General features: G+C 46.5%; 21 protein-coding genes. 8 read left to right on the top strand and 13 right to left on the bottom strand.

The genetic code is table 11. From position 1 onward, the window contains the following. Positions 1-132 precede the first annotated feature (132 nt). Positions 133-2658, top strand: coding sequence for a TonB-dependent receptor domain-containing protein (locus ACZMIG_RS01295; RefSeq protein WP_487888881.1), 2526 nt, complete (start codon positions 133-135; stop codon positions 2656-2658). A 355-nt stretch (positions 2659-3013) separates the two neighbouring features. Here the strand turns inward: ACZMIG_RS01295 and ACZMIG_RS01290 are convergent, their stop codons facing one another. The 5 genes from ACZMIG_RS01290 to ACZMIG_RS01270 form a co-directional block, all read right to left on the bottom strand. Beyond that, positions 3014-4342: a hypothetical protein gene (locus tag ACZMIG_RS01290; protein ID WP_053397403.1), complete on the bottom strand. Its 1329-nt coding sequence runs from the start codon at positions 4340-4342 to the stop codon at positions 3014-3016. Further along, positions 4339-4824 (bottom strand): T9SS type A sorting domain-containing protein, encoded by a 486-nt coding sequence (locus tag ACZMIG_RS01285; RefSeq protein ID WP_125105531.1) that lies wholly within the window; start codon positions 4822-4824, stop codon positions 4339-4341. The genes ACZMIG_RS01290 and ACZMIG_RS01285 overlap by 4 nt, the downstream gene beginning before the upstream one ends. Positions 4825-5731: 907 nt before the next feature. Continuing rightward, entirely contained in the window at positions 5732-6790 is a 1059-nt protein-coding gene (locus ACZMIG_RS01280) for a hypothetical protein (protein ID WP_418874702.1), read from the bottom strand. A 116-nt stretch (positions 6791-6906) separates the two neighbouring features. Continuing rightward, the gene (typA, locus tag ACZMIG_RS01275; RefSeq protein ID WP_021855086.1) at positions 6907-8709 is read right to left on the bottom strand and encodes a translational GTPase TypA; all 1803 of its coding nucleotides are present in this window, start codon (positions 8707-8709) and stop codon (positions 6907-6909) included. A gap of 191 nt (positions 8710-8900) precedes the next feature. Continuing rightward, a complete protein-coding gene (locus ACZMIG_RS01270) occupies positions 8901-9773 on the bottom strand; it encodes an FKBP-type peptidyl-prolyl cis-trans isomerase (RefSeq protein ID WP_418874703.1) in 873 nt (290 codons plus the stop codon). A 287-nt stretch (positions 9774-10060) separates the two neighbouring features. Here ACZMIG_RS01270 and rpsO point away from each other — a divergent pair, with 287 nt between their 5' ends. After that, positions 10061-10330 carry a 30S ribosomal protein S15 gene (gene rpsO, locus ACZMIG_RS01265; RefSeq protein ID WP_021855088.1) on the top strand — a complete coding sequence of 90 codons (270 nt, stop codon included), beginning with the start codon at positions 10061-10063 and terminating at the stop codon, positions 10328-10330. Between the two features lie 284 nt (positions 10331-10614). Here rpsO and folK read toward each other — a convergent pair whose 3' ends face one another. From folK to ACZMIG_RS01235, 6 genes are all read right to left on the bottom strand, one after another. Continuing rightward, a complete protein-coding gene (gene folK, locus ACZMIG_RS01260) occupies positions 10615-11022 on the bottom strand; it encodes a 2-amino-4-hydroxy-6-hydroxymethyldihydropteridine diphosphokinase (protein ID WP_487888880.1) in 408 nt (135 codons plus the stop codon). Positions 11023-11145: 123 nt separating this feature from the next. Then, entirely contained in the window at positions 11146-12264 is a 1119-nt protein-coding gene (gene queA / locus ACZMIG_RS01255; protein ID WP_021855090.1) for a tRNA preQ1(34) S-adenosylmethionine ribosyltransferase-isomerase QueA, read from the bottom strand. Between the two features lie 3 nt (positions 12265-12267). Beyond that, positions 12268-12987 (bottom strand): tRNA pseudouridine(55) synthase TruB, encoded by a 720-nt coding sequence (truB, locus tag ACZMIG_RS01250; protein ID WP_021855091.1) that lies wholly within the window; start codon positions 12985-12987, stop codon positions 12268-12270. Positions 12988-12994: 7 nt separating this feature from the next. Further along, on the bottom strand, positions 12995-13834 hold the full coding sequence (locus ACZMIG_RS01245) for an undecaprenyl-diphosphate phosphatase (RefSeq protein ID WP_021855092.1): 840 nt from the start codon (positions 13832-13834) through the stop codon (positions 12995-12997). Between the two features lie 3 nt (positions 13835-13837). Next, on the bottom strand, positions 13838-14110 hold the full coding sequence (locus ACZMIG_RS01240) for a DUF3098 domain-containing protein (protein WP_021855093.1): 273 nt from the start codon (positions 14108-14110) through the stop codon (positions 13838-13840). 84 nt (positions 14111-14194) lie between these two features. Continuing rightward, positions 14195-15073, bottom strand: coding sequence for a cell division protein FtsX (locus tag ACZMIG_RS01235; RefSeq protein ID WP_021855094.1), 879 nt, complete (start codon positions 15071-15073; stop codon positions 14195-14197). Positions 15074-15906: 833 nt separating this feature from the next. Between ACZMIG_RS01235 and ACZMIG_RS01230 the strand changes: the two genes are divergently transcribed. From ACZMIG_RS01230 to ACZMIG_RS01215, 4 genes are all read left to right on the top strand, one after another. Beyond that, positions 15907-16686 carry a radical SAM protein gene (locus ACZMIG_RS01230; RefSeq protein WP_418874704.1) on the top strand — a complete coding sequence of 260 codons (780 nt, stop codon included), beginning with the start codon at positions 15907-15909 and terminating at the stop codon, positions 16684-16686. Between the two features lie 148 nt (positions 16687-16834). Further along, positions 16835-16945, top strand: coding sequence for a DUF4160 domain-containing protein (locus ACZMIG_RS01225; RefSeq protein ID WP_418874705.1), 111 nt, complete (start codon positions 16835-16837; stop codon positions 16943-16945). Positions 16946-17027: 82 nt separating this feature from the next. Then, positions 17028-17312, top strand: a complete 285-nt coding sequence (locus ACZMIG_RS01220; protein ID WP_021855098.1) for a DUF2442 domain-containing protein — start codon at positions 17028-17030, stop codon at positions 17310-17312. A gap of 283 nt (positions 17313-17595) precedes the next feature. Then, the gene (locus tag ACZMIG_RS01215; protein ID WP_053397395.1) at positions 17596-18945 is read left to right on the top strand and encodes an MATE family efflux transporter; all 1350 of its coding nucleotides are present in this window, start codon (positions 17596-17598) and stop codon (positions 18943-18945) included. 216 nt (positions 18946-19161) lie between these two features. Here ACZMIG_RS01215 and ftsZ read toward each other — a convergent pair whose 3' ends face one another. Next, the gene (gene ftsZ, locus ACZMIG_RS01210; protein ID WP_418874706.1) at positions 19162-20613 is read right to left on the bottom strand and encodes a cell division protein FtsZ; all 1452 of its coding nucleotides are present in this window, start codon (positions 20611-20613) and stop codon (positions 19162-19164) included. A gap of 138 nt (positions 20614-20751) precedes the next feature. On the opposite strand from ftsZ, the gene ACZMIG_RS01205 reads away from it, so the two are divergent. Together ACZMIG_RS01205 and ACZMIG_RS01200 are read left to right on the top strand one after the other, a co-directional pair. Then, the gene (locus tag ACZMIG_RS01205; protein ID WP_021855101.1) at positions 20752-21339 is read left to right on the top strand and encodes a hypothetical protein; all 588 of its coding nucleotides are present in this window, start codon (positions 20752-20754) and stop codon (positions 21337-21339) included. A gap of 246 nt (positions 21340-21585) precedes the next feature. Then, positions 21586-22710 (top strand): S1 family peptidase, encoded by a 1125-nt coding sequence (locus ACZMIG_RS01200; RefSeq protein ID WP_487888879.1) that lies wholly within the window; start codon positions 21586-21588, stop codon positions 22708-22710. 924 nt (positions 22711-23634) lie between these two features. Here ACZMIG_RS01200 and lpxA read toward each other — a convergent pair. Then, positions 23635-24417 carry an acyl-ACP--UDP-N-acetylglucosamine O-acyltransferase gene (gene lpxA, locus ACZMIG_RS01195; RefSeq protein ID WP_125105524.1) on the bottom strand — a complete coding sequence of 261 codons (783 nt, stop codon included), beginning with the start codon at positions 24415-24417 and terminating at the stop codon, positions 23635-23637. Positions 24418-24442 lie beyond the last annotated feature (25 nt).

Below are 24442 nucleotides of genomic sequence, written 5' to 3'. Positions count from 1 at the left end.
TTGCCGGCATTTAGCTGTCAAGACGAGAGATTTACGGCTTAAATGCCCCATATTTGGTTTTATTAACACGTAGCGTTTGTGTGTAACTAAATTTATTAGTTTCTTTGCAGAAAGAAAAAATGAACACCTGTTATGAAAACACTTTTGCTCCTTTTATTATCTCTCGTTGCAGCCATGCCGGCAGCAATGGGACAAGTTGCAGACCAAAAGTTCACGGTCAGCGGAACGGTGGTTGACTCGATAAGCCGCGAGGGCGAACCATACGCCACGATAAGCATAACCAGAAAAGAAAAGCCCGGCAAGGCCGTAAAGATGGCCGTAACCGACAAAGACGGCCGCTTCAGCGAGACGATGAGCGGAAAGGGCAGCTTCGTCATAACCATAAGCTCCATAGGGCGCAAAGCCATAACAAGAAACTTCAGCGTGACAGAAGGCAAAAAGGCTATAGACCTGGGCACACTCTACATCACTGACGCCAAGAACGAACTGGAGGGCGTTGAGATTGTGATGCAGAAGCCGCTTGTGAAGGCCGACATTGACAAAATTGAATACGACATAGAATCAGATCCCGACTCAAAGTCAAACTCGATAATAGAAATGCTGCGCAAGGTGCCGCTGGTGACAGTAGACGGCGAAGACAACATAACCGTAAACGGCAGCAGCTCGTTCAAGGTATATGTGAACGGACGGCCCAACAACATGATGACCAAGAATCCGAAAGAGGTACTGAAGAGCATGCCGGCCAACAGCATAAAGAAGATAGAGGTGATAACCGACCCGGGACCTAAATATGACGCCGAAGGCGTGGGCGGCATACTAAACATCGTAACCATAGGCGGAGGCATAGAGGGATACACGCTCACCCTGAACGGCAACGTGAGCAACCGCGGAGCCGGCGGAGGCCTGTTCGGCACGATAAAGTCGGGCAAGCTGACGGTGAGCGCACGCTATAACTACAACTACGACGGCAACAGGACTGGCTACAGCGAAAGCTCGCGCACGGTTACAGAAGATAACATAAGCGCCGACGCGTCGAACATGGCATCGAGCTCGGAAAACAAGAGCCACGGCAACTTTCAGTCGGGAAGCATCGAGGCAAGCTACGAAATAGACTCGCTTAGGCTTGTCACCATGTCACTGGGCCTATGGGGCGGAGGCAACAAGGGCAACAGCATGTCGGAAATGACAGGAACAAGTCCGCTGGACGGCCACCCACTATACGGCTACTCAGCCATGGGAAGGAGCAACTCTTCATGGAAATCAATAGACGGCGGCATCGACTATCAGAGACTCTTCAAGGTGAAAGACCGCATGTTGACGCTGTCATACAAAATAAACACCAACCCTGATGCGAGCGACTACTATACTGACTACGACGAAATAAGTGCCGACAACGGATGGGAAGACTATATCAGCAGGCTCGAAAACCAATACAGCGACAACAGTGAGCGGTCGACCGAACACACGTTTCAGGTCGACTACACCACACCTATAGGCAAGATGCACACCGTGGAAGGCGGAATGAAATACATAATAAGAAACAACAGCTCGGAAAACGACCGCTACATAAAGCCTGCCGAAGACGGCGGCGAATATGTCTACGACACGGAGCAAAGCTCTCACTATAAACATGAGAACGACATCATAGCGGCTTATCTGGGATACAAGATAAAGGTGAAGAAATGGTCGGGACGGCTCGGAGCAAGATATGAACACACCATACAGGACGTGAAATATCTGCTCGGACAGGGCGATGACTTCAGAAAGCACTTCAACGACCTTGTGCCTTCGGCCACGATAGGATACAGGCTTACGGATATGTCTAATCTAAAACTGGGCTACAGCATGCGCATCTACCGCCCCGGAATATGGTATCTGAACCCATACCTGAACAACACCGACCCGTCAAACCTCAGCCAGGGCAACCCTAACCTGGAAAGTGAGAAGAGCCACTCGTTCAATATAGGCTACAGCAACTTTACGTCAAAGCTGAGCCTTAACCTCTCCATGCGCTACTCGTTCACCAACAACAGCATAGAAAGGCTGACGACAATGGTGAACGACAACAACATAGCCGGACTACAGAACCCAACAGGCAAGGACGTGCTCTACTCCACTTACGAGAACATCGGCAAGACACGGTCGGCAGCCTTGAGTGCATACGTAAACTGGAACGCGACAAAGAGCACCAGGATATATGCCAACATGAACGGCCAGTGGCAATACTTCTCCGACGGCAAAGACCTCAGCAACAGAGGCTGGAACATGTATCTGTCAGGAGGCATACAGCAGTCGCTGCCAAAAGAATGGCGCATAAGCCTCAACGTGTTCACGATGACACCGGGCATCACGCTGCAGGGACGCGGCACGAGCTATACAAACTACGGCATAAACATCAACAAGTCGTTCCTGAACAAGCGGCTCACGATATCTGCCTTTGCCAGCAACTTCCTGAAAAAATATATGGAGTATAAGAACACAACATCGAGCACCGACTTTATACAGAAGTCTGTTTCAAAATACGACAACCAGCGCTTCGGCATAAGCCTGAGCTACCGCATAGGCGAACTGAAAGCAAGCGTGAAGAAGGCTGCCCGCTCGATAAGCAACGACGACGTGAAAGGCGGCGGAGGAGGCAACGCTTCCGGCGGACAATAATTCCGCCACGGGATAAACGCAGACGTGATGTTGTGCAGGAAATGATATAATGCAAAAGCGTGAAAATATTTCGGGAACAACATGCCCGGCAAAGTCTTATGTCACGCATGGCTCTATATGACGAGCAAACATCATAGCCGGCTATTGACCGCAACACCTCCGGCGCTCCGCTGTAATCGAAAATGTGTCATACGCCAACGGCATCAGACTCGACATAAACTGCATACATACAAAACAAATCTGCAAGATAAGGCATCACAACAGACACCATATCTTGCAGATTTATTATTGGCACTGCCTGCATGACATAGCCCGGCAAACAGGCTTACTTACAGGCATTGCTCTTGTTGCCTAATTATTTTCCGGTCATTGTAACCTTACCCTTAGAAGCCTTCAAAGCCTTTGTAAGATTCACCATAGGAACAGAGTTGCTGCCAGAAATAACGTTCTTGACCATCTTGCGCTTCATTACAGGAGCCGACTGCTTCTTCTGTGATGCAGGTGCCTCAGGAGTTGTAAACTCTTTCTTTGCAAGAGGTCCCCATTCTTCATTGATATTCTGGGCGATAGAGAAGGCAATGTAAGAAGTGTTCGGGTCAGCCGTCCACGAAGCCTCGTCTACACCAAACTGGTTCCAATAAGGATCCATAGGATTATCGGCCTTAAGATACTCTAAGATCATATCCTCATTCCATTCTTTATCATAAGCATCCTTCTCAATCAACATGTCACGGTGCATAGAGGTCTGATCATTAGGAGTATATGTAACCACCTGATAATAACCAGTCTGAGCGTTACCGCCGAATTCGCCGATAGTGATTTCCATCTGTGCAACACCTTCACCTCCAAGTTTCTTAGTAGAAACCGGTATTATTACCATATCAGCAAAAGTGCCGTTTACGTCCCATGCCTGAACGTAGATTTCATAGTCTGTTCCCGGACTGTTTTTGCCCCATGTGTTAGTAGCCTCACCTGTGTTGTTCAAGCCCATTCCTTTAACATAGTCGCCTAAAGTTTCAAATCCGAACATCGCGCCAATCATCTCGAAGTTCTCCTCAGCAGTGCCTGCAGGGAACATCAGTGCAGCATAACCGGCAACGCCTGATCCTGGCTTGAATGTTACTGTTATGTCGCTTGTGGTAACCTCGTCAATGGTATAATTGATAGAGCAGTCGCCAACAAGGTCTTTCTTCGGTGTGGTGAAGTTTGTTCTTGTTGCTCCGCAAGGAATCTGATACTGGTCGTATCCGACAGTAATGATTGCATACTCAGCATTTGGCTTGAAAGCAAAGTCGAATCCGTGCAGTCTGCCGTCTACAAAGTCCTGGAACAAGAATTCGTTATCACTATTGTCAAGATAATTTGCAATAGCAGCTTCAGACGTAAGCCTGTCCGCACGAATCTTAGACAGACACGCAATCTTGAAACCTACACACTGAGGCGTGCGTGTAACAGACAAAGCAACGGTGTCGCCGGTGGCTCCGCTGTAAAAGCCCTTATACTCTACATCGGCTGCAACGCGGCCCTCAAGCGAAACAAACGAAACGCTGTCGATACGCTCTACGAGATAACCTTTAGTGTTGCCTGTCTTGTCGGTCACTAACATACGGTTAGGATTTGTCTGGGCATAGCCCATTACAGCCACGATGGCCAATATGATTGTAGTAAAAAGTTTTTTCATCATTTCATGAATTTAATTGTTTTTTTATTTACGCTGAACAGATATACACCTTTTGTAAGGGCGCTTGTACTGATAGGAGTTCCGTCCCAGTTCTCCTTTGCTATGATAACCCTGCCGCTCAGATCGCATACTCTTACGCGGGCAGCCTGACCGCCCTGCAATCCGTCGGCACCGAGCATTCCTCCACGGTAATAAGGCACAAGAGAAGAATCTTCTGCGGCAGGCAGACCTTCAATGCCGGTGCCTTCAGAAGTGAATTTCAAGCTCATAATGTCGCTAAAGGAGATTGTCTCTTTCGTTCCTGACGTACCATTAATCTCCATGCCATGGTCGCCAAATGTTATCTTTGCGATATCCGTCAGCAAGTATGACTTGCTCTCAGAGGCCTGCGATGCGGGATTGACCACAAGACTGGTGGTCTGCGCATCTGCTGTGAGCCCTCCGTAGGCTAACGCAAGAAACATCGGAATAAACGTTTTTTTCATAGAAATGAATATTTAATTAATAAAAATGTAAGAACCTGTGGCGGCTCTTACAGAGCTTCCAAATACAAATGTATGAATTATTTCCTACGGGCAATGCAAAAATCAAAGAAATTTCCCCAAATTTCAATGTTAAATTCATACATACTACATCTTTTGTAAATGTTTTTCAATGCACAGTCTATATAATCACACATATCCTGCATTACATTATATTACAAAAACTAAAGCGTCTGCATTATTTTCTCTCAAATAAATACATCGGCAACAACTTTAGACACATTTTCGGCCATAAATATTACTAAATGATTTAAGCACACTTTGACCTTTACAGTCAAAACTTCTTAATATGTTTATTTTTGCTAAAAAACATACGGAACACATACCATTACTTTCAGAACACCAAAATAAGCGGCAAGAGAATCCGGCAAAAGAGTTAAAACATGATGATTCATATCATTACATTTTACATAAATATTCAGGTTTATGCAAAATCTTGCATAAAATAAAACTTGTATCCTTTCACCTTATAATATATGGTATATTGGAAAGCAAAACACGGCATATTGCAGGCCGAAAAGGCATGTTTTGCAAAGAGTGATAGAATAAAAAGTTTTCGCAAAAAACTCATCACTCGTCACATTCCAGCATAAAACCCTGACAGGCAATTATTTATAGCGTGACGAGTTGGAGTTTCAACTCGTCACAGTCTGGCAGAAGATGCCATTTTAGCCGAACTTAACCAGTAAAAACACTTGCCTGAAGTTTACCTCAATCAGGAAAAATAATATTTTGTCCTTAATTAAGCATGGTGTGACGAGTTGCAGTTGCAACTCGTCACACCGTAACATACTGCAATACAGAAAGTTATACAGTGTTGTGACGAGTGACGAGTTTTTAAGAAAACTTTTTACGGTTTCATCTGACTTACGGCCTCTTCAAGCGGCTTGCTGAGCGGCGGAACATCAGCCGGAACAACAAGCGGCTCGGCAGTTTTGTCCTTCATGGCAGCCTTCCTTTCTGCCTTGGTGGCATATCTCACGCCGGTGACATAAAGCTCCTCATACATATCAATAGGTGTCATTGGATTTTTTCCCGGTGCTTTGCCTTTTGCGTTCAAATAATAATAACGCCTCAAAAGACTGCTGAGCTTGGGCTGACCATACTTTGTGCTGTACACCTCGCCTTCTTTACAGCCTATAAAGCGAACCTTATATCCAAAGAATTTCACTGTAAGACTGTCCGCTCCGGTATACGCACTGTCGCAATATGCAGTAAACGTCTTATTCACTGTATCATTTTTCAGTCCTAAGACACTACCCTTCCATCCGCGGGATACGACCTTGTCAGAAGCCTTGTCTGTAACAATGTCTGATTTTGGCAAACGATCAAGCAGCATGTAATACCAGCTTAAAAGCGGCAATGAAGAATAGTAACTCTCACCCTCTTTGCGTACATTTTTCTCCGAACGCGTCTTGCATCTCACCCTTCCTTTGCCGATAAGTCTCTCAAGGAGAGATGACAGGCTCGGATGTTCCTCGGAACCGACACTGCCGATAGGCAAATAATAGTCATAAAGTCCCTCACGAAAAGAAGTCGGCACAGAATCGGTATATATATATGCTCTGCAATAGGCAGATATCACAAGATAATCAGGCTCGCCAACCATGGCCTCGACTTCAGGTATTGCGTATGCACGTGGCTTCAGCATCACGACGCCGTTGCTGACAGTATCTGCAAGAAACTCCTTTTCATAATAGTTGATATGATTAACCGTCACCTTGCCCTTATATCCCTTTGGCAGAGGCAAAAGGCCGTCGGCTCCGCTAACGCCCACGCAGCGGTTGCCCGAAATAAACACACTTGCGGCATGCACCGTACTGGAGTCGGTCATGTCGACAATCTTAATCTGCGCGCTGACACATAATGCTGACATCAGCAAAAAGAAACTGAATAAAGTTTTTTTCATAGTAAACGTCTAATTTAAAAATTAAAAGTCAAGAATAAAGGAAACCTGCCCGTAATACAGAGAAGGACACGCTTTCCTTAATTCCTGACTCTTTATGTTGATATAGTAAAGCTTATTTACTGCTTGTTGGCACGCTTGCGGTCGTTGTGGTCAAGAATAATCTTGCGCATACGCATGCTCTTAGGCGTAACCTCTATAAACTCATCTTCCTTGATGTACTCCAAAGCTTCCTCAAGTGAAAGCACTGTGCGCGGGATGATGCGTGCCTTGTCGTCTGATCCGCTGGCACGTGTGTTGGTAAGCTGCTTTGCCTTTGTCACGTTTACCACAAGGTCGTTGTCGTGAACATGCTCGCCCACAACCTCGCCGGCATACACTTCCTCACCCGGATCGATGAAGAACTTGCCGCGGTCTTGCAGCTTGTCGATAGAATAGGCATAGGCAGTGCCTGTCTCCATGGCTATCATCGAACCGTTAATACGGCGTGAGATGTCGCCCTTGTAAGGCTGATACTCCTTGAAGCGGTGTGCCATGATGGCCTCGCCCTGGCTTGCGGTGAGCACGTTGGTGCGCAGACCGATGATGCCTCTCGACGGTATGTCGAACTCAATGTTCACGCGGTCGGCCTGACTCTCCATTGATGTCATCTCGCCCTTGCGGCGTGTAACCATATCTATCATCTTGCTTGAGAATTCTTCAGGCACGTTGATAGTAAGTTCCTCGATAGGCTCACATTTAACGCCGTCGATTTCCTTATAAATTACCTGCGGCTGACCAACCTGGAGCTCGTAGCCCTCGCGGCGCATGGTCTCGATAAGCACTGACAGATGCAGCACACCACGTCCGCTTACAATCCACTTATCCGTTGAGTCCTCGAAAGGAGCTACACGCAGCGCAAGGTTCTTCTCGAGTTCCTTCTGCAGACGGTCGTTGATGTGGCGGCTGGTAACAAACTTGCCCTCCTTGCCGAAGAACGGCGAATCGTTGATGGTGAAGAGCATGCTCATTGTAGGCTCGTCGATGGCTATAGGCGGCAGCGGCTCCGGATTTTCAAAGTCGCATATTGTATCGCCGATTTCAAACTTCTCCAATCCTATGATGGCACAGATGTCACCGCTGCTCACCTTGTCGGTGCGCACGTGGCCCATACCCTCAAAGGTGTGAAGCTCCTTAATCTTGGTCTTCTCCTGAGAGCCGTCGCGATGAGCTATCGTCACGTTCATTCCCTCAGTGAGAGTTCCGCGGTGAACACGTCCCACGGCAATACGGCCTGTATAGCTTGAATAGTCGAGACTGGTTATAAGCAGCTGCGGCGTGCCCTCAAGAGCCTTAGGCGCAGGGATAACCTCTACGATTTTATCAAGAAGATATGTGATGTCTGTTGTAGGATTCTTATAGTCCTCACCCATCCAGCCGTTCTTCGCACTTCCGTAAACAACGGGGAAGTCGAGCTGGTCTTCGGTGGCGTTAAGAGAGAACATAAGGTCGAACACCATTTCATAAACCTCTTCAGGGCGGCAGTTGGGCTTGTCAACCTTGTTGACAACAACGATAGGCTTCAGTCCTATCTGAAGAGCCTTCTGCAGCACGAAGCGCGTCTGAGGCATAGGGCCTTCGAAAGCGTCAACGAGCAGCAGACATCCGTCTGCCATGTTGAGCACACGCTCCACCTCACCTCCGAAGTCAGAGTGTCCCGGAGTGTCTATAATGTTTATCTTGGTTCCTTTCCAGTTTATCGAAACGTTCTTAGAAAGAATGGTTATACCTCGCTCACGCTCCAAGTCGTTGCTGTCGAGCACCTGGCCGCTCAAGTCTTGTCCGTCACGGAACAAGTTACCGGCCAACATCATTTTGTCCACAAGTGTGGTCTTACCATGGTCTACGTGGGCAATAATAGCTATGTTTCTGATATCTTGCATACTAATACCTTAAAAGTCAGGTGCAAAGTTACACATTTTTTTCGTAACATATTTTATTAGCAATTGTTTTTTACATGAATGTAAAACATTAATATCCAAATAATATGCATAACATGGGCAAAACACACATTTATACAAAGAATATTAGACAGCTAAAATACAGCTGCAAGACTAATGACATGAAACGATCTTTATTTTTCTACTATTTTATTCAGCTTAATTTGAAAAACTAATGCCATAAAAGGCTCAAGTTTTCCACCACGATAAGCTCCATAAGCCAAATTATAAGGTATGTATACCTCCCAGACAGAGCCTTCCGGCATATTGACAAGGGCCTGCCCCAGACCAATTATTACGCTGGAACATTTAAACTCGTGCACTCCTTTGTCATGTAGTATATCTTTAACCACATCCCACATTTTGTATTCAACGTTTACAGTAGAATTCATGGTTGGCTTGTCTCCATGCCCCACTTCTAACACTTTATACTGAACGCCGCAGGGCAAGACTATTACGTCTGAACTATATTTGTTGTTCTCCATAAAAGCATCACTATAGTCCTTATTCTTTCTATAAAGCGCTTCATAGTATAAGGTCTTTATCTTTTCAACCCATCCAAGATATTTATTACATGCTTTCTCAAATGGCACATTTCCTTTGTTTCCAGATATTACGCCGTCACAGAAACCCATTATATACGACTCTTCATCTATAATATTTTCCGGTATAAGAGGACTAAAAAAGTCAAACATATTTCTTGCCTGTTTCATCTTTTCCTTTATCATAGGTTTCAGACTACGCCCAATTTTATATGCGCGATTATCAACAAGATTATAATTGTCCTGTTCATCCTCAATACCCATCAAGACTATATCAATGTCTGCAATTGTATCTATTTTATAAGTATCAGCTATATATTTGGAGAATCCGTCAGCATTACACAATCCTAAATTATAGCTCATCAGGCTCTTTTGGCTGGCAAGTTCATCAATAGCTTTATTTTGAGCATTAGAGAGCAAGCTGAACGAAAACAATAAAACCATTATCAATATATCCTTAATCATAGCTTAAATTTTATATAAGAAATATCAATTAGCCGTCATAACAAACATATGCAAAGGTAAAAAATATTTATCATTTAGGCCAATATGCGCATCTAAAATTATAAAAAACATCAAACCCGTGCATCTTTAACAAAAATAGCATTGAAAAAATTTTATATATAACTTTTTATTTGTAATTTTGCACCCGATTTCGGAGAATCCGATGCATTTGATGATGTTCACGCCCTCACAGCGGCGCGCTGCATCAGAAAGATGTAATCACAAAACATTTAAAACAAAAAAATTCAATGTATTTAGATCAAGCTAAAAAACAAGAGATCTTCGGCAAGTACGGAAAGTCTAACGCTGACACAGGTTCTGCAGAGAGCCAGATAGCTCTGTTCTCTTATCGTATTTCACACCTGACAGAGCACCTGAAGAAGAACCACAAGGATCACGCTACTGCAAGATCACTGACTATCTTGGTAGGTAAGCGCCGTGCATTGCTCGACTATCTGTACGACCGCGACATCAACCGCTACCGTGCAATAGTTAAAGCTCTTGGTCTGCGCCGCTAATTTAAGAAAGCGCAAACAAAGCTTAAAAGAAACACGAAGTCCCGAAACTGTTACTAAACGGTTTCGGGACTTAGCTTTTTATAACGTGCCAACCTCCCATATACATACAGCCACGGCATTGACATAGCTGTTAATAGCATTTCTGTGCTATAAGGCTGCAAGTTACATGCCGGTGCCCATTCAGGCGCGTACCTGCACATAAAAACACAGACAACCAAATTATGGCTGCCTGAATGCGGTTATTATAATAATGTGTGTTTGTATGATGACCCGGCTCTGCCTGCTCATCCGAGAATCTCGCGCAGCGGCTTCATAACAAAGTCGCGCTCATGCATAAGCGGATGCGGTATCTTTAAATCAGGCTCATCCACCTTTATATCATCATACAGCAGAATGTCGATGTCTATTATGCGGTCGTGATACTGACCGTTTACCGACTTTACCGTGCGCCCCATGTCACGCTCTATGGCCTGCGTAGCTTCCAATACGGCACGCGGACTCAGCTGAGTAGACACGCATACAGCTGCATTGACAAACATATTGTCTGAAGAAAAGCCCCACGGCTCGGTTTCGTAATGAGACGAAACACGCTCTACCCTACCAATGTGTTCACCGATAAGATCAACGGCACGCCTTACGTTATGTTTGCGGTCGCCTAAATTTGTACCAAGAGAAAAATAAACCGTATGCAATTAGGAAGCAAGAATTAAGGATTAAGAAATAAAAAGTTTAGAATTGGAAAGTAAGAATTAAGAAACAAGAAAAGATGCCTTTGCGGCAAGCCCTCTTACTTCTTAATCCTTACTTCTTATTTATCAGTCGTTTACGATGAGCATTGCGTCACCGTAGCATCCGAACTTATATCCGTTCTTCACAGCCAGGTTGTAGGCCTCCATCACGACGTCATAACCGCCGAAAGCAGCAGTTGACATAAGCAGCGTTGACATCGGATGATAGAAGTTGGCTATCATAGAGTCGGCTACGCCAAACTCATAAGGCGGGAAGATAAACTTGTTAGTCCATCCTTCATATTCTTTCAGCATCTTGTCTGTACCCACAGCCGTCTCAGTGGCCTTGATCACGCTTGTGCCTACGGCACAAACATGATGTCCTGCAAGCTTGGCATTGTTAACCGTCTTGCATGCCTCCGCACTAATAAACATCTGCTCTGAGTCCATCTTATGCTTGGTGAGGTCTTCAACCTCGATGTCGTGGAAGTTGCCCAAAGCGCAGTGGAGAGTGATAAATGCGAAGTCGATACCTTTAATCTCCATACGCTTCATCATCTCACGGCTGAAATGCAGACCAGAGGCAGGAGCCGTAACAGCGCCTTCGTTCTTGGCAAAGATACACTGGAAGTCGTCTATGTCTTCAGGTGTTGCCGGACGGCGGTCTACGATATAATGCGGCAGCGGAGCCTCTCCGAGTGCGTAGAGGTCGTGCTTGAACTCATCGTGAGGACAGTCGTAAAGGAAACGCAGCGTGCGTCCGCGGCTTGTAGTGTTGTCGATAACCTCGGCCACCATGCTTCCGCTCTCGTCAAAGAACAGTTTGTTGCCGATACGTATCTTGCGGGCCGGCTCAACCAGAACGTCCCACAAGCGCATCTCCTCGTTAAGTTCACGCAGAAGGAACACCTCTATCTTAGCGTCGGTCTTCTCTTTTGTGCCGTACAGACGTGCAGGAAAAACTTTTGTATCGTTGAATATGAACGCGTCGCCCTCATCAAAATAGTCAAGAACATTGCGGAAGTCGAGATACTCGGGGTTGCCGTCCTTGTCTTTCAACGGCTCACCATTCTCGTCTTTCTTGTACATCTCTATTTTCTGAGACACCCGGTGCACCACCATAAGCCTGCACTCGTCACGGTGATATGGCGGATTAAGGGCTATCAGCTCTTCAGGGAGCTTAAACTTAAATTGTGACAGTTTCATATCTTAAATATTCTCGGTTAATTTATCTTCTATTGTTTGCTGCTCAAGCCACGCCGGAACGTCGTCGAGCTTTATGCAGTCTTCTATGCGTATGTCGCCTACACGCGTACGGCATAGTGCCGTAAGATAGGCTCCGCTATTAAGTGCCTCGCCTATGTCGCGCGCCAGCGCCCTTATGTATGTGCCCTTGCCGCACACCACCCTGATGCTCATCTGCATCTTTTCGGGGTCGAACCAGAGCAGTTCTATCTCGTCGATGCGCAGAGTCTTCGGCTTAAGTTCCACGTCGCGGCCCTTGCGCATAAGCTTGTATGCGCGGTCGCCGTTGACCTTGCAGGCAGAATAAGCAGGCGGCACCTGCTGTATCTCGCCCACAAACTTGGGCAGCGTGGCCTCTATCAGCTCGCGCGTGATGTGCTCAGTGGGATAAGTTGCGTCTACGGGATGCTCCATGTCATAGCTTGCCGTGGTTGCACCCAGCTGCAGCGTGGCCGTATATTCCTTGGTATGGGCCTGCAATTCGTCAATGCGCTTGGTGGCACGGCCCGTGCAGAGTATCAGGACTCCTGTGGCCAGAGGGTCGAGCGTACCGGCATGACCGGTCTTTACGCGCTTTACTCCAAGACGCTGTGATATAAGATAACGAACCCTCGCAAGCGCGCCGAAGCTCGACATGCGATAGGGCTTGTTGATGCATACTATCTCTCCTTCGGTAAAATTCATACACTTCTCAGTCTGCCATCTTCATGTCAACGCCACAAAGCATGCAGATTAATATTATGATTCCTACTACTATACGATACCAGCCGAAAGCTGCGAAACCATATTTTGTTACATAATTAATAAAGAACTTTATCGCAAGAATGGCTACGATGAACGCCACCACAGAACCTACGATAAGCATCTCAAGATTATTTCCGGTTGCAAGGAGCGAACCATCGCCATGGCTTATCAGCTTGTAGGTTTCGAGACATGTTGCTCCGAACATTGTCGGAACGGCGAGGAAGAACGAAAACTCAGCCGCAGCCTTGCGAGTCAGCTTCTGCGACATACCGCCGACTATAGTCGACATTGAACGCGACACGCCCGGAATCATTGATATGCACTGGATAAGGCCTATTATGAATGCACGGCGATATGTAAGTTTGGTGTCCTCTGAGCCGTTGCCGAAAAGCTTATCGCAGAACAGCATGAACACACCTCCAACTATAAGCATGACTGCTACGAGCGTAACGTTGCCAAGATTAGACTCTATGAAGTCGTTGAAAGCCAAGCCCAGCACCACTGCCGGCAGCACGCCGACAACAAGACGGGCATAAAAGTCATACATGGCCTTCCAGTAAGACGTTCCGGTCTGAACCGCCTCGGGATAGAAGAAGCGGCGCCAGTAAAGACATATCACAGACAAGATGGCTCCAAACTGTATGATAACAGTGAACGCCTTTACAAAAGGAGTGCTCTCCACTCCAAGAAGTCCCTGAGCGATAATCATGTGTCCGGTTGAAGACACAGGCAGAAACTCAGTGAGTCCCTCGACGATTGCAATAATTATAGTCTGTAAAAGATCCATTTATTATAGTTTTTGCTCTTCGTTGTCCAATTCAATCTCGTTTTCAGTTCCGTTATCCTTCGGCTTGCGCATTATGGCATATACCATCGACACAAAGCCTATGAAGCATATCACCGGGGCTACCTTGATGCGCATTGCGCTGAATATTTCCGGATTAAACGTGTTGTCGTCGGTACCACCGCCGCTCATAAGGATAAAACCGATGATGACAACTACCATTCCCACAGCAAGGAGAATGAAGTTCATGCGGTCAAAAGCTAAATTCTTTCTGTCCATTTTATAGTTTTATATTTTTGTTGTGTAACAAACTTTCCGTCCACTTAGGCCACGTAAAGCAGCCTCTGAAAAACAGCATTCACTTTATATTTTATACAGGTCGCCGGCCTTCATCCTGAGGAATTTGTTGACCGACACGAATGCGCACAGCAGCGTGATGACGATGCCGAACACGAACACCGAGCCTCCCGTAACGGCCATCACCTGCCATGTGATAACAGTGAGCACTCCGGGCTCGTATGTATACAGGGCATATATGCCTCCGCCAAGCACGAGGTTGGCTATGACTGCTGCCAGAAGTCCTATGCCGATGGCATTACAGAGGAAAGGTCTGCGGATGAATCCCCATGAGGCTCCGACGAGCTTCATGGTATGAATAGTAAAGCGGCGCGCATATACGCCAAGCTTTACGGTGTTGTTGATAAGCGAGAACGACACGCACGTGAGCAACACGGCCAGCACGAGCAACACCAGATTGATTTTCTGCAGGTTGGTGTTCACGCTGTCCATGAGGTCCTGCGGATAAGTTATGTCTGTAACCTTAGAGTCGCGCTTCAAGTCTTTCGATATCCATTTGAGCGAGTCGCTGTTGGCATACTGTGCCTTGAGCTGCAGCTCTATCGAAGCGACAAACGGATTGGTGCCCAAGAACTCGCTCGGGTCCGTGCCCATGGCCTCGGTCTGTTCCTTCAGGGCCTGCTCCTTGCTTATATATGTCAGATGACTTATGTAAGGGCGTTTCTTCAAGTCGTTGCACAACTGCCGTGCCTCCGGATTAGTTATATCCTCGCCAAGCATCATCGTAACTGTGAGGTTTTCTTTCACATACGCTGAAAGATTGTGCGCCGTGAAAACGGAGAACACTACCATTCCTAACAAAATCAGCACCAACGCGGTGCTTATACATAAAGTTATGCCCTGCAGTCCGTGGCGGACGCGGGTCTTGTTTCTTTTTTTACCCATTATTTTGTGGCTATAACACACCTAATTTGGTGCAAAGTAACAAAAAAATATTCTCACTCACAACAGTTTAACGACTATTAACAGCATTAGGGCTATTATATAGCCGTATGCAGGGCTATACGACATGACATTTTGAGAAGCATTTACCTAATTAGACTTTCTTTCTGATTTACGCAAAGGCTTCCATACTGCGGAATTATAAAATTATTTATCTCTGGACGCAAATATCGCAGGCAGAAGTGTGCAAAGGCTGTAGTCTGACAATCAGCTGGTTAAGAGCTTATTTTGGCAAAGTGTGCAGCGAACACACGCCTATAAAAGAAGAAATATACTACATTCGCAGCATAAAAGGCCGTATTTCGGCATGTAATCCTATGCATTTCGTATTGCAAAACAATGCTTTCTGAAATGCAAAAGGCCATGTTTTGCAATGTAAAAGACTTGATTTCAGACTTGAATATGCCTGTTTCTGCATGGCAGGAGGCTATTTGCCATTCTAGAATGAGCCGCAAAACGTACATTTTTAGAATATCATATTGACATATAAAACTGCAAGAATACTTTCAAAGAGACATATACAAGATTTATTTCTGCATACACAGCATACAGCTTCTGCAACACGCAGCCCGCAACAACGGCTGCATGCAGGCAGACGCCCTGCATCAGAAGATAATATAACTATTTCTTCAGCAACGCGGCATAGCCACTTTAAGCAGCAACAGATGCCAAGAAAGGCACGGCAAATGCGGCTGGATATTGACAAAAGAAAAATAAAAGCTGACTTAACGGCTTTTTATTTTGTTATTACCAAAGGTTACACTATCTTTGCATATATGAGCACAGTAATATATCCATCGCCGATATTCGGCCCGGTTCACAGCCGCCGTCTCGGCATTTCGCTAGGCATAAACCTTATGCCGGCAGACGGTAAGGTCTGCACATTTGACTGTATTTATTGTGAATGCGGCTTTAATGCCGACCATCGTCCTAAGCTGCGCCGCCCCACACGCGAGGAGGTTGCAGAGAAGCTTGAGGCAAAACTCAAAGAGATGAAGGCCGAAGGACAGCTGCCCGACGTGCTTACGTTTGCAGGCAACGGCGAGCCTACGGCGCATCCGCACTTCGCCGGAATAATAGACGACACCATAGAGCTGCGCGACAAATATTGCCCCAAGGCCAAAGTGTCGGTGCTGAGCAACACCACAATGGCAGACAGACCTGAAGTGCACGCAGCACTGCTGAAGGTGGACAACAACATCCTGAAGCTCGACACTGTTGACCCTGACTATATTAATAAGGTGGACCGTCCCGTAAGCAAGACCTATGACGTAAAGAAAATCATAGAGACCATGAAGTCGTTCAACGGCCACGTGATTGTTCAGACGATGTTCATGCGCGGCAAGACCGGCAGCGAAGACGTCGACAACACGGGAGAAAAATATGTTGGTCCGTGGCTCGAGGCATTGAAAGATATCAAGCCGCAGCAGGTTATGATATACACCATCGACCGAGAGACACCAGACCACGACCTGCTGAAAGCATCTCACGATACTCTCGACGCCATACGCGACAGGGTTATTGAGGCAGGAATAAGCTGCACGGCGTCTTATTAACGAAGGGACAAGATACAGGCATACAACGCCTCGCATATAACATAAAAGGATATGATGCAGAAAAGCATGATAAGTTTATGGGCAAAAGTTTCTGATTATCTTGCATTTACGCAAAATATTCTTTACTTAGTAAACAAAGAAATGGCGTATGAGTCCAAAGTTTAAAGAGGAAAATGGATTTGTCTTCAAGATATATTCCAACGAGGAAGAACGGAAGCATGTCCATGTAATAAAAGCCGAAAACGAAGCTAAATTTTAGCTGGAACCCAACATAACGCTGGCAAACAACTATGGGTTCAGCGACAAAGAAATAAAAAATATCACTAAAATTGTATTGAAATATGGAAACGAATTTAAACGACAATTTGAAGAACACATCGGTAAGCGTCTTGATGATTAACTCTCAGGGGATGATGCTGTCCGTCTTGGGCAACGACTACTTTGTGTCGTACAATCGCGTTCCATGGCTTCGCAATGCACGAATAAGCAGCGCGCTCAACGTCAGAATGGCAGGAAAAAACGCAATAGAATGGCCGGAACTGGATGTCGACCTCGAAATAGACTGCCTGAAACATCCTGAACGCTATCCGCTCGTGATGAAAAGGTCTCCTCTCGACGTGCTTTAAATTATACGCCTAACTTGTTTTATCAAACAGCTATAAACTGTACGACGTCTTATTAACGAGAAACCTACAACACCTATACCAGGCGACATTCCGCTGCTTTCATTCAGGCCGGAATGTCGCCTGATTATTTAAAACAAATATATCTGAAACACCGTTAAGGCAAAACCATACACTTGCCTTTTATAATGATGGAACAAGCCTTTTAACTACTTTAACCCGAAAAGTAATCGGCAGTTCCTTATTTTTGCATAATTTTGCACCCCGAAAAAAGGATAACAGAATTATGGCTAACATTAACGACATGACCGTGGGCTCGCCCACGCGCGACATCATACACTTTGCGGTGCCGCTGATTTGCGGCTACATACTGCAACAGATGTATCTAATAATCGACGCAGCCATCGTAGGCCAGTTTATAGGCGTAAACGCCCTGGCTGCCGTAGGCGCGTCTTCATCAATAATGTTTCTGATTATGGGCTTCTGCAACGGCTCGTGCGCAGGCTTCGCCATACCAGTGGCGCAGGAGTTCGGAGCCAAAGACTACTCAAAGATGCGTGCCTACGTGAGCAATGCCCTGCGCATAGCGGCTGTGATAGCCGTTGTGATAACCGTGATAACATGCATATTCTGCGAGCGCATATTGAAGATAGTCAACACGCCGGCCGACATATTCCACGACGCATGGCTGTTCCTTATGCTCAACTTTCTGGCCATACCATTCACCATTGCGTATAACATCCTGTCGGGATTCATCCGTGCCCTTGGCGACTCCAAGCAGCCATTCTACTTTCTGATAGCCTCTTCAGTGGTCAACATCCTGCTCGACTTCCTGCTCATCATCGCCTTCGGCATGGGCGTTGAGGGCGCAGGCATCGCCACCATGCTGTCGCAAATATTTGCCTCGGCACTGTGCGCGCTATACATAAAGAAGCGCATGCGCATACTCATTCCGCAGGGACGCGAGCGCGCATACAACGACAAGATGGTGGGAAAGTTGCTCAACAACGGCATACCCATGGGGCTTCAGTTCTCCATCACAGCCATCGGCACCATAATGCTGCAAAGTGCCAATAATGCCCTCGGCACGGTCTACGTGGCTTCGTTTACGGCGGCAATGCGCGTGAAGTATCTGTTCACGTGTGTGTTTGAGAATATCGGGGTGGCCATGGCCACATATTGCGGACAGAACATAGGCGCACGCAAGCTGGAGAGAATAAAACTCGGAATGACTTCGGCAGTAAAGATCATGCTCGTTTATTTTGTGTTTACCCTCATTGTCATCGGGCTTTTTGCCGACGAGATGATGCTGATGTTCGTAAAATCTACCGAAAGCGAAATTATATCAAACGCAGCAATGTACATGCGAATATCAAGCTATTTCTTCCCCGTTCTTGGCATTCTCACCATATTCCGCTACAGTCTGCAAGGTTTAGGCTTCTCTAATCTGTCAATGCTTTCGGGCGTAATGGAGATGATAGCCCGCTGCGGCGTGAGTCTGTGGCTGGTTCCGGCATTCCTGTTTCTTGGCGTATGCTACGGCGACCCTACGGCATGGATAGCCGCCGACCTGTTCCTTGTGCCGGCAGTGGTGATTGTGTATAAAAGGCTCAAAAAGCGAATGGCCAAGGCATGACGTCAGACAGTGAGGCAAAAGTGTGAATGAAGAAGAGCCAACGGCAAAAAAGCATGACGGCAGAAAGCAGAAGGATGCAGCCAGATCAGCTCTTACGGAAAATCATATACAGCTTAAAAATAGCATAAATGCCGCCAGACAGGCCCTTAATTCAAGCCTTGTCTGGCGACATTTACAATTTAGCAATGCATCAATATTATATTATTTGCGGACAGACTACTCTTTCAGGATGTTGTTAATGATTCCTGCTATTTTGTCAACAATGCCCTTCACGGTCCTTCGCTGTGGCGTATCAACACCGGGCTCAACACCTTTTAAGTCTCTTGCCGTTATCTGCTGTTCGTTGTCATTATGCTCTACGACCGGCTCTGCACAGCCAACATGCACCACTTCTTCTGCCTGCTCAACAACAGGCTCGGCAGCAGGCTTTACGGCTTCTTCATCACATGGCTTTACTTCAAGCTGTATCGTGCCCGGCATATCCGTATTCTCACTATCCGGCCCTGCTCCATTATCAGGCAGAATGGCATCTGACGGCGAATCAGCCTCAGCAACATCAGCAACCGGCACATGATACGGCCTGCGCATTTTGCTGTTCTTAGGCTTATACAGTTTCTTTATTAGCTCATGATAATGCTCATCGTCTGAATACTGGCGCTCTGTCTCCGTGCGGCAGAAATCACAGCTTTCGTCGTCCATGCCGGTTGCAAGGATGGCTATCTTGGCATCTTCACCCAGCGAATTGTCGTCTGAAACACCCCATATAACGTCAAGATTATGCCAAAGCTTGTCCATAAACGCATCAATCTCCTCAAGCTCATTGACAAGCAGGGGATGCTCCTCGCTGGTGTATATATTCAGCAGTATGCGCTTGGCCTTGCTCACGTCGTTGCCGTAAAGCAGAGGTGAGTCGAGCGCATTAAATATGGCTTTCTCCACCCTGCGCTCGCCGCCGGCGCGCCCGATGGCCATGATGGCTTCGCCACCGTTCTTCATTGTCGACTCCACATCGCAGAAGTCGAGGTTTATGTTGCCTTCAACGGTTATCAGTTCGGCTATGCTCTTAACGGCATTGCACAGCACGTTGTCGGCATACTTGAATGCCTCCTTCACCGGAATCTTCGAGTCGGCATAAACGTCGCACAGGCTTTCGTTGTTCACTATGAGCAGCGCATCAACATTCTTGCGCATCTCCTCAACGCCCTTAAGGGCCTTTATTATCTTTTTCTCTTTCTCGAAAAAGAAAGGAATGGTAACCACGCCTATCGTAAGAAGACCCATGGAGCGCGCCACGCCGGCCACCACCGGGGCTGCACCCGTGCCGGTGCCGCCGCCCATTCCGGCCGTTACGAACACCATCTCTGTCTCGTCTGCAAACAGGCTCTTTATCTGTTCAAGGCTCGACTCGGCCTCCTCGCGTCCCTTTTCGGGCACTCCGCCTACGCCAAGACCGCGCTTGCCGAGAAGCAGCTTAACGGGAACGGCCGACCTTGCAAGCGGCTGACTGTCGGTGTTGCACACGGCAAAGCTTATGCCGTCGATGCCTTCTTCATACATGTTCTGAACGGCATTGCAGCCACCGCCGCCCACGCCGACAACCTTGATGATGTTCTGCGACAGGTCTACAGGTTCGCCAAAATCTATCGTACCAAACTTTCTTTCTTCCATATGCCTTGTGTTTTGCGACAGCAAAGATAATCATCTTTTATATAAGGCGCAGCAGAGCGCAAGGCTTGCAGAGATAAAAATGCCGAAAAAAATTATTACACAATAAAAATATTAAAGTATTTTTGCAGTGTGAATGACATGGAAACAAACAACGACAAAGCGCAGGCTATTGCTAATGAGGTGAAGAAAATGGTAATGGAACTGCAGCGCATGGGACGCACAGACCTGCTTCTGCGTGCCATATCGGTGCCTGTGCTGGAAGAACTGCGCATAGAGGCAGCCAAAACGAGCCTGAGCCGGCTGAGAATTACAAGCGACTACCACTTCATACTGACAGACTACGGCAAAGAGGTTATAATGACACCCGTGCACAAGGCTCTCTATCTGTTCTTCCTTAATCATCCCGAAGGTGTTGAGTTTAAAGACCTCGTCGACCACAGCGAGGAAATAACGCGCCTGTATAAGGCCACGACCAACGGCAGCCTGGACATAGAAAAGATAAACGAGACCGTGAGCCGGCTGGTCAATCCCACGGACAACGCCATAAATGAGAAATGCTCAAGAATAAAGGCTGCATTTGCCGAACACATGGACGAATATGCACTAAAATACTACATGATAAGCAGCCACGTGACGCGCTACTTCAACAATTCGGCAAGAGTGTGGTTCAAGCGGCTAAAGGTGATAACGCTGCCGAGGCATCTGGTTATAAAGGAATATGAATAAGGCAGATGCTCTGGCGGAAGCATGATATTGGCGGAAAACCAAGCAGACAAAGCATTTGTGTAAACCAACGATAAACACTGACATGGCTAAGCCGGACAAGTTTTGGCATGTAGCACAATTTTATTGATAATAATTTTTAAAATACTGACATTTTTGTTAACTTTGCTCACCATAAAAAACATTTAAATACGTTCCTGCCCGCTGCAAAAGGCGGCAAAACAAGTTGTAAAAGAAAACGCCTTTATTATGAAAAAATTATTCACGCTAAGCCTTATCCTGATATTATTTGCAGGATGCAGCAACAAGAAATCTGCCGAAGAGCTGTTCAAGGAGACATCTTCGGGTGTGGTAGTGGTGTTAAACGAGTTTTACTATGAGGTGCAGCTTCCTAACGGCAACTCGCTTTACTTCAAGGGCCTTGACGAAGACGGCGACATAACCGGACTGACGGCCGACGCTGAGGAAGCCAAGAAAGACCGCAACATGATAACGGGTACGGCATTCTTCATCGACAAGGAGGGCACGCTGATGACCAACCGCCACGTGGCACAGCCCGACATCGACGCCGTGACGGCACGCCGCAGCATGATAAGATTCATGAAGACGCTGAAGCAGTTTTTCACTGAGCAGATGGCGGAACTGTCGCAGCAGTATGACCAGCTGGAGAGCCAGAAGAGCAGCTGCTCTTACTTCGACTTCTACGGATTTATACACACCGACCAGGAAAGGCTGGCACAGATAAACGCGCAACAGGCTGAGCTGAGCGAGCAGTTTACGGCACTGAAGCAGTCGTGCGAAGGCATCGACGACAACATTGACCCGGAGGGCATTAAGATAAGGACTATATCGGAACTGGGCATTGCCTACAACAACACATACGTAACCAGCGAAAGCGACTTCATAATAAAGAATCCGTGCGTGGTGGTACGTACATCTGACAAAGAGAACATCGACCTCGCGCTGATACAGCTAAAGAACAAGAAGACGCCTGAAAATACATATATATTTAAACTGAAAGGCGACGACTCTGAGCGTTCGTTCACCGACAAGCTGGCAACCCTCTTCTCAAGCAGCGACGACGACAAGCTGAAGATAGACCAGCAGCTGTATATGATAGGATATAACGCCGGACTTGTGCTTGCCAACACCAAGCAGGGCATAAAGGTGCAGATGACGAGCGGCAAGGTTACGCAGCTGTCTGACGGCCAGCGCCTGCTCTACAGCATACCTACGCTGCAGGGCTCAAGCGGCAGCCCCGTGATTGACGAATACGGCAATCTGGTGGCCGTAAACTTCGCCAAGCTGGGTACTACCGACAACTTTAGCTTCGGTATTCCTGAGGAAAGCATAAAAGAATTTATGAGAAAATAATCTTTTGCACAAGAAACATAAAATACGCACTCCCTGTTGCCTGCCATAACAGCAACAGGGAGTGTGCTTTTATATACACCGCCTCCTGTTTCACTGCCATAAGTCTCAGACAAAGGCCTTACGGCATTAAATAATACAGGCTTTCGGCATCTGCCTGCTCGCCCTACGCATACATCTAAATGCCCCGAACTTAACATCTATGTCTGCCGATAGCGGCTTGTTGCCATACCGGCAGAAAACAAGCAAGCCAATAACAGCCTTAAATCTAAACGGAGTCAACTTTAATCAGAGAAAGGTCTGTTTGAAGTCAACCGAAATCAGAAAAAATAAAAGGAATTTGCTATATAAATATTTTCAAAAAAACTCATCACTCGTCACATACGGCCATAACACACTGACAAACAAGATGTTACGGCGTGACGAGTTGCAGTTTCAACTCATCACATCATGCTCAATAAAGGACAAAATATTATTTTTTTCCTGATTTTGGTTGACTTCAAGCAGGTGTTTTCCTTGTTAAGTTCGGCTAAAATGGCATCTTCAGCCTGGATGTGACGAGTTGAAACTGCAACTCGTCACGCTATAAGCATCTGTCTGTCAGGAACTTATGTGATGTTGTGACGAGTGACGAGTTTTTAAGAAAAACTTTTTATGTCATCATCCTGCATAAAAGCATACCTTTCATGGTGCGATAGGCCGTGTTTTAGTCTCCATTTTGCCGTCTTTCGCAATGCAATATGTGCCCTTTCCTATATGCCCAATATGTTGTCGCCACCGGCAGCAGGACAAAGAAATCATCCATCTCGCATATATTCTGCTTAAACCCGAATCTGTCTTTAGGATTCGGGATAAAAAGAAAGTGGGACGAACCTCACGGTCAGTCCCACGAATGATAAACCTAAAATGATATAAACTTAGAAATCATTATAATTTACTGATTATACCCAATTTTGTTCCGTTAATGAACTCAATAATGTGGCGTATCTCTTCGCCATCAGGTACCTGTTCCTTAATCTGCAATACAGCATCAAACACACTGGTCTGACCATGGAACACCAGACGGTATGCATTGGCGATATGGCTCTGCACCTTCTCTGAAACGCCATGGTTGTTAAGGATAGTGGTATTGACGCCACCATACTTCACCGGATTATCGCTTGCCACGATATACGGAGGAACATCCTTGCTGAAGCGGCATCCGCTCTGCACCATAGACGCCTTGCCCACACGTGCTCCCGGATTGGCAATAACGCCAGAAGAGAATATCACAGCATCCTCTATGACGCAGTCGCCGGCAATCTTCGTACCATATCCGAACACGCAGCCGTTGCCAATCTTTGTGTCGTGAGACACGTGAACGCCTTCCATAAGGAAGTTGTTGTTGCCTATCACGGTCTTGCCGTCGCTGAACGTTGCACGGTTGATAACGACATTCTCGCGTATGATGTTGCCGTTTCCGATAATAAGATGAGAAGGGTCACCCTTATAGTTGAAGTCTTGAGGAACAGCTCCAAGCACAGTGTTCTGGAACACCTTGTTGCCGCGTCCCAGGCGGGTACCGTTCATTATGCTGACGTAAGGATAGATGACGCAGTCGTCACCGATCTCAACATCGCCTTCTATATAAGCAAACGGATAGATAGTAACATTCTTTCCGATTTTTGCTTTAGGATCTATTTCTGCTTTAGGACTAATCATATTATCAATTCTAATTTATGTTATAACCGTCATC

The organism is Xylanibacter sp. (assembly GCF_057607445.1).
The sequence above is the reverse complement of the archived record's forward strand: the minus strand, read 5'-3'. Positions and strand labels throughout refer to the sequence as shown.

Excerpts from the sequence above, each read along its gene's own strand:
- ACZMIG_RS01295 (WP_487888881.1), top strand. The coding sequence starts at position 133 with ATGAAAACACTTTTGCTCCTTTTATTATCTCTCGTTGCAGCCATGCCG.
- ACZMIG_RS01290 (WP_053397403.1), bottom strand. The coding sequence starts at position 4,342 with ATGATGAAAAAACTTTTTACTACAATCATATTGGCCATCGTGGCTGTA.
- ACZMIG_RS01285 (WP_125105531.1), bottom strand. The coding sequence starts at position 4,824 with ATGAAAAAAACGTTTATTCCGATGTTTCTTGCGTTAGCCTACGGAGGG.
- ACZMIG_RS01280 (WP_418874702.1), bottom strand. The coding sequence starts at position 6,790 with ATGAAAAAAACTTTATTCAGTTTCTTTTTGCTGATGTCAGCATTATGT.
- typA (WP_021855086.1), bottom strand. The coding sequence starts at position 8,709 with ATGCAAGATATCAGAAACATAGCTATTATTGCCCACGTAGACCATGGT.
- ACZMIG_RS01270 (WP_418874703.1), bottom strand. The coding sequence starts at position 9,773 with ATGATTAAGGATATATTGATAATGGTTTTATTGTTTTCGTTCAGCTTG.
- rpsO (WP_021855088.1), top strand. The coding sequence starts at position 10,061 with ATGTATTTAGATCAAGCTAAAAAACAAGAGATCTTCGGCAAGTACGGA.
- queA (WP_021855090.1), bottom strand. The coding sequence starts at position 12,264 with ATGAAACTGTCACAATTTAAGTTTAAGCTCCCTGAAGAGCTGATAGCC.
- truB (WP_021855091.1), bottom strand. The coding sequence starts at position 12,987 with ATGAATTTTACCGAAGGAGAGATAGTATGCATCAACAAGCCCTATCGC.
- ACZMIG_RS01245 (WP_021855092.1), bottom strand. The coding sequence starts at position 13,834 with ATGGATCTTTTACAGACTATAATTATTGCAATCGTCGAGGGACTCACT.
- ACZMIG_RS01240 (WP_021855093.1), bottom strand. The coding sequence starts at position 14,110 with ATGGACAGAAAGAATTTAGCTTTTGACCGCATGAACTTCATTCTCCTT.
- ACZMIG_RS01235 (WP_021855094.1), bottom strand. The coding sequence starts at position 15,073 with ATGGGTAAAAAAAGAAACAAGACCCGCGTCCGCCACGGACTGCAGGGC.
- ACZMIG_RS01230 (WP_418874704.1), top strand. The coding sequence starts at position 15,907 with ATGAGCACAGTAATATATCCATCGCCGATATTCGGCCCGGTTCACAGC.
- ACZMIG_RS01225 (WP_418874705.1), top strand. The coding sequence starts at position 16,835 with ATGAGTCCAAAGTTTAAAGAGGAAAATGGATTTGTCTTCAAGATATAT.
- ACZMIG_RS01220 (WP_021855098.1), top strand. The coding sequence starts at position 17,028 with ATGGAAACGAATTTAAACGACAATTTGAAGAACACATCGGTAAGCGTC.
- ACZMIG_RS01215 (WP_053397395.1), top strand. The coding sequence starts at position 17,596 with ATGGCTAACATTAACGACATGACCGTGGGCTCGCCCACGCGCGACATC.
- ftsZ (WP_418874706.1), bottom strand. The coding sequence starts at position 20,613 with ATGGAAGAAAGAAAGTTTGGTACGATAGATTTTGGCGAACCTGTAGAC.
- ACZMIG_RS01205 (WP_021855101.1), top strand. The coding sequence starts at position 20,752 with ATGGAAACAAACAACGACAAAGCGCAGGCTATTGCTAATGAGGTGAAG.
- ACZMIG_RS01200 (WP_487888879.1), top strand. The coding sequence starts at position 21,586 with ATGAAAAAATTATTCACGCTAAGCCTTATCCTGATATTATTTGCAGGA.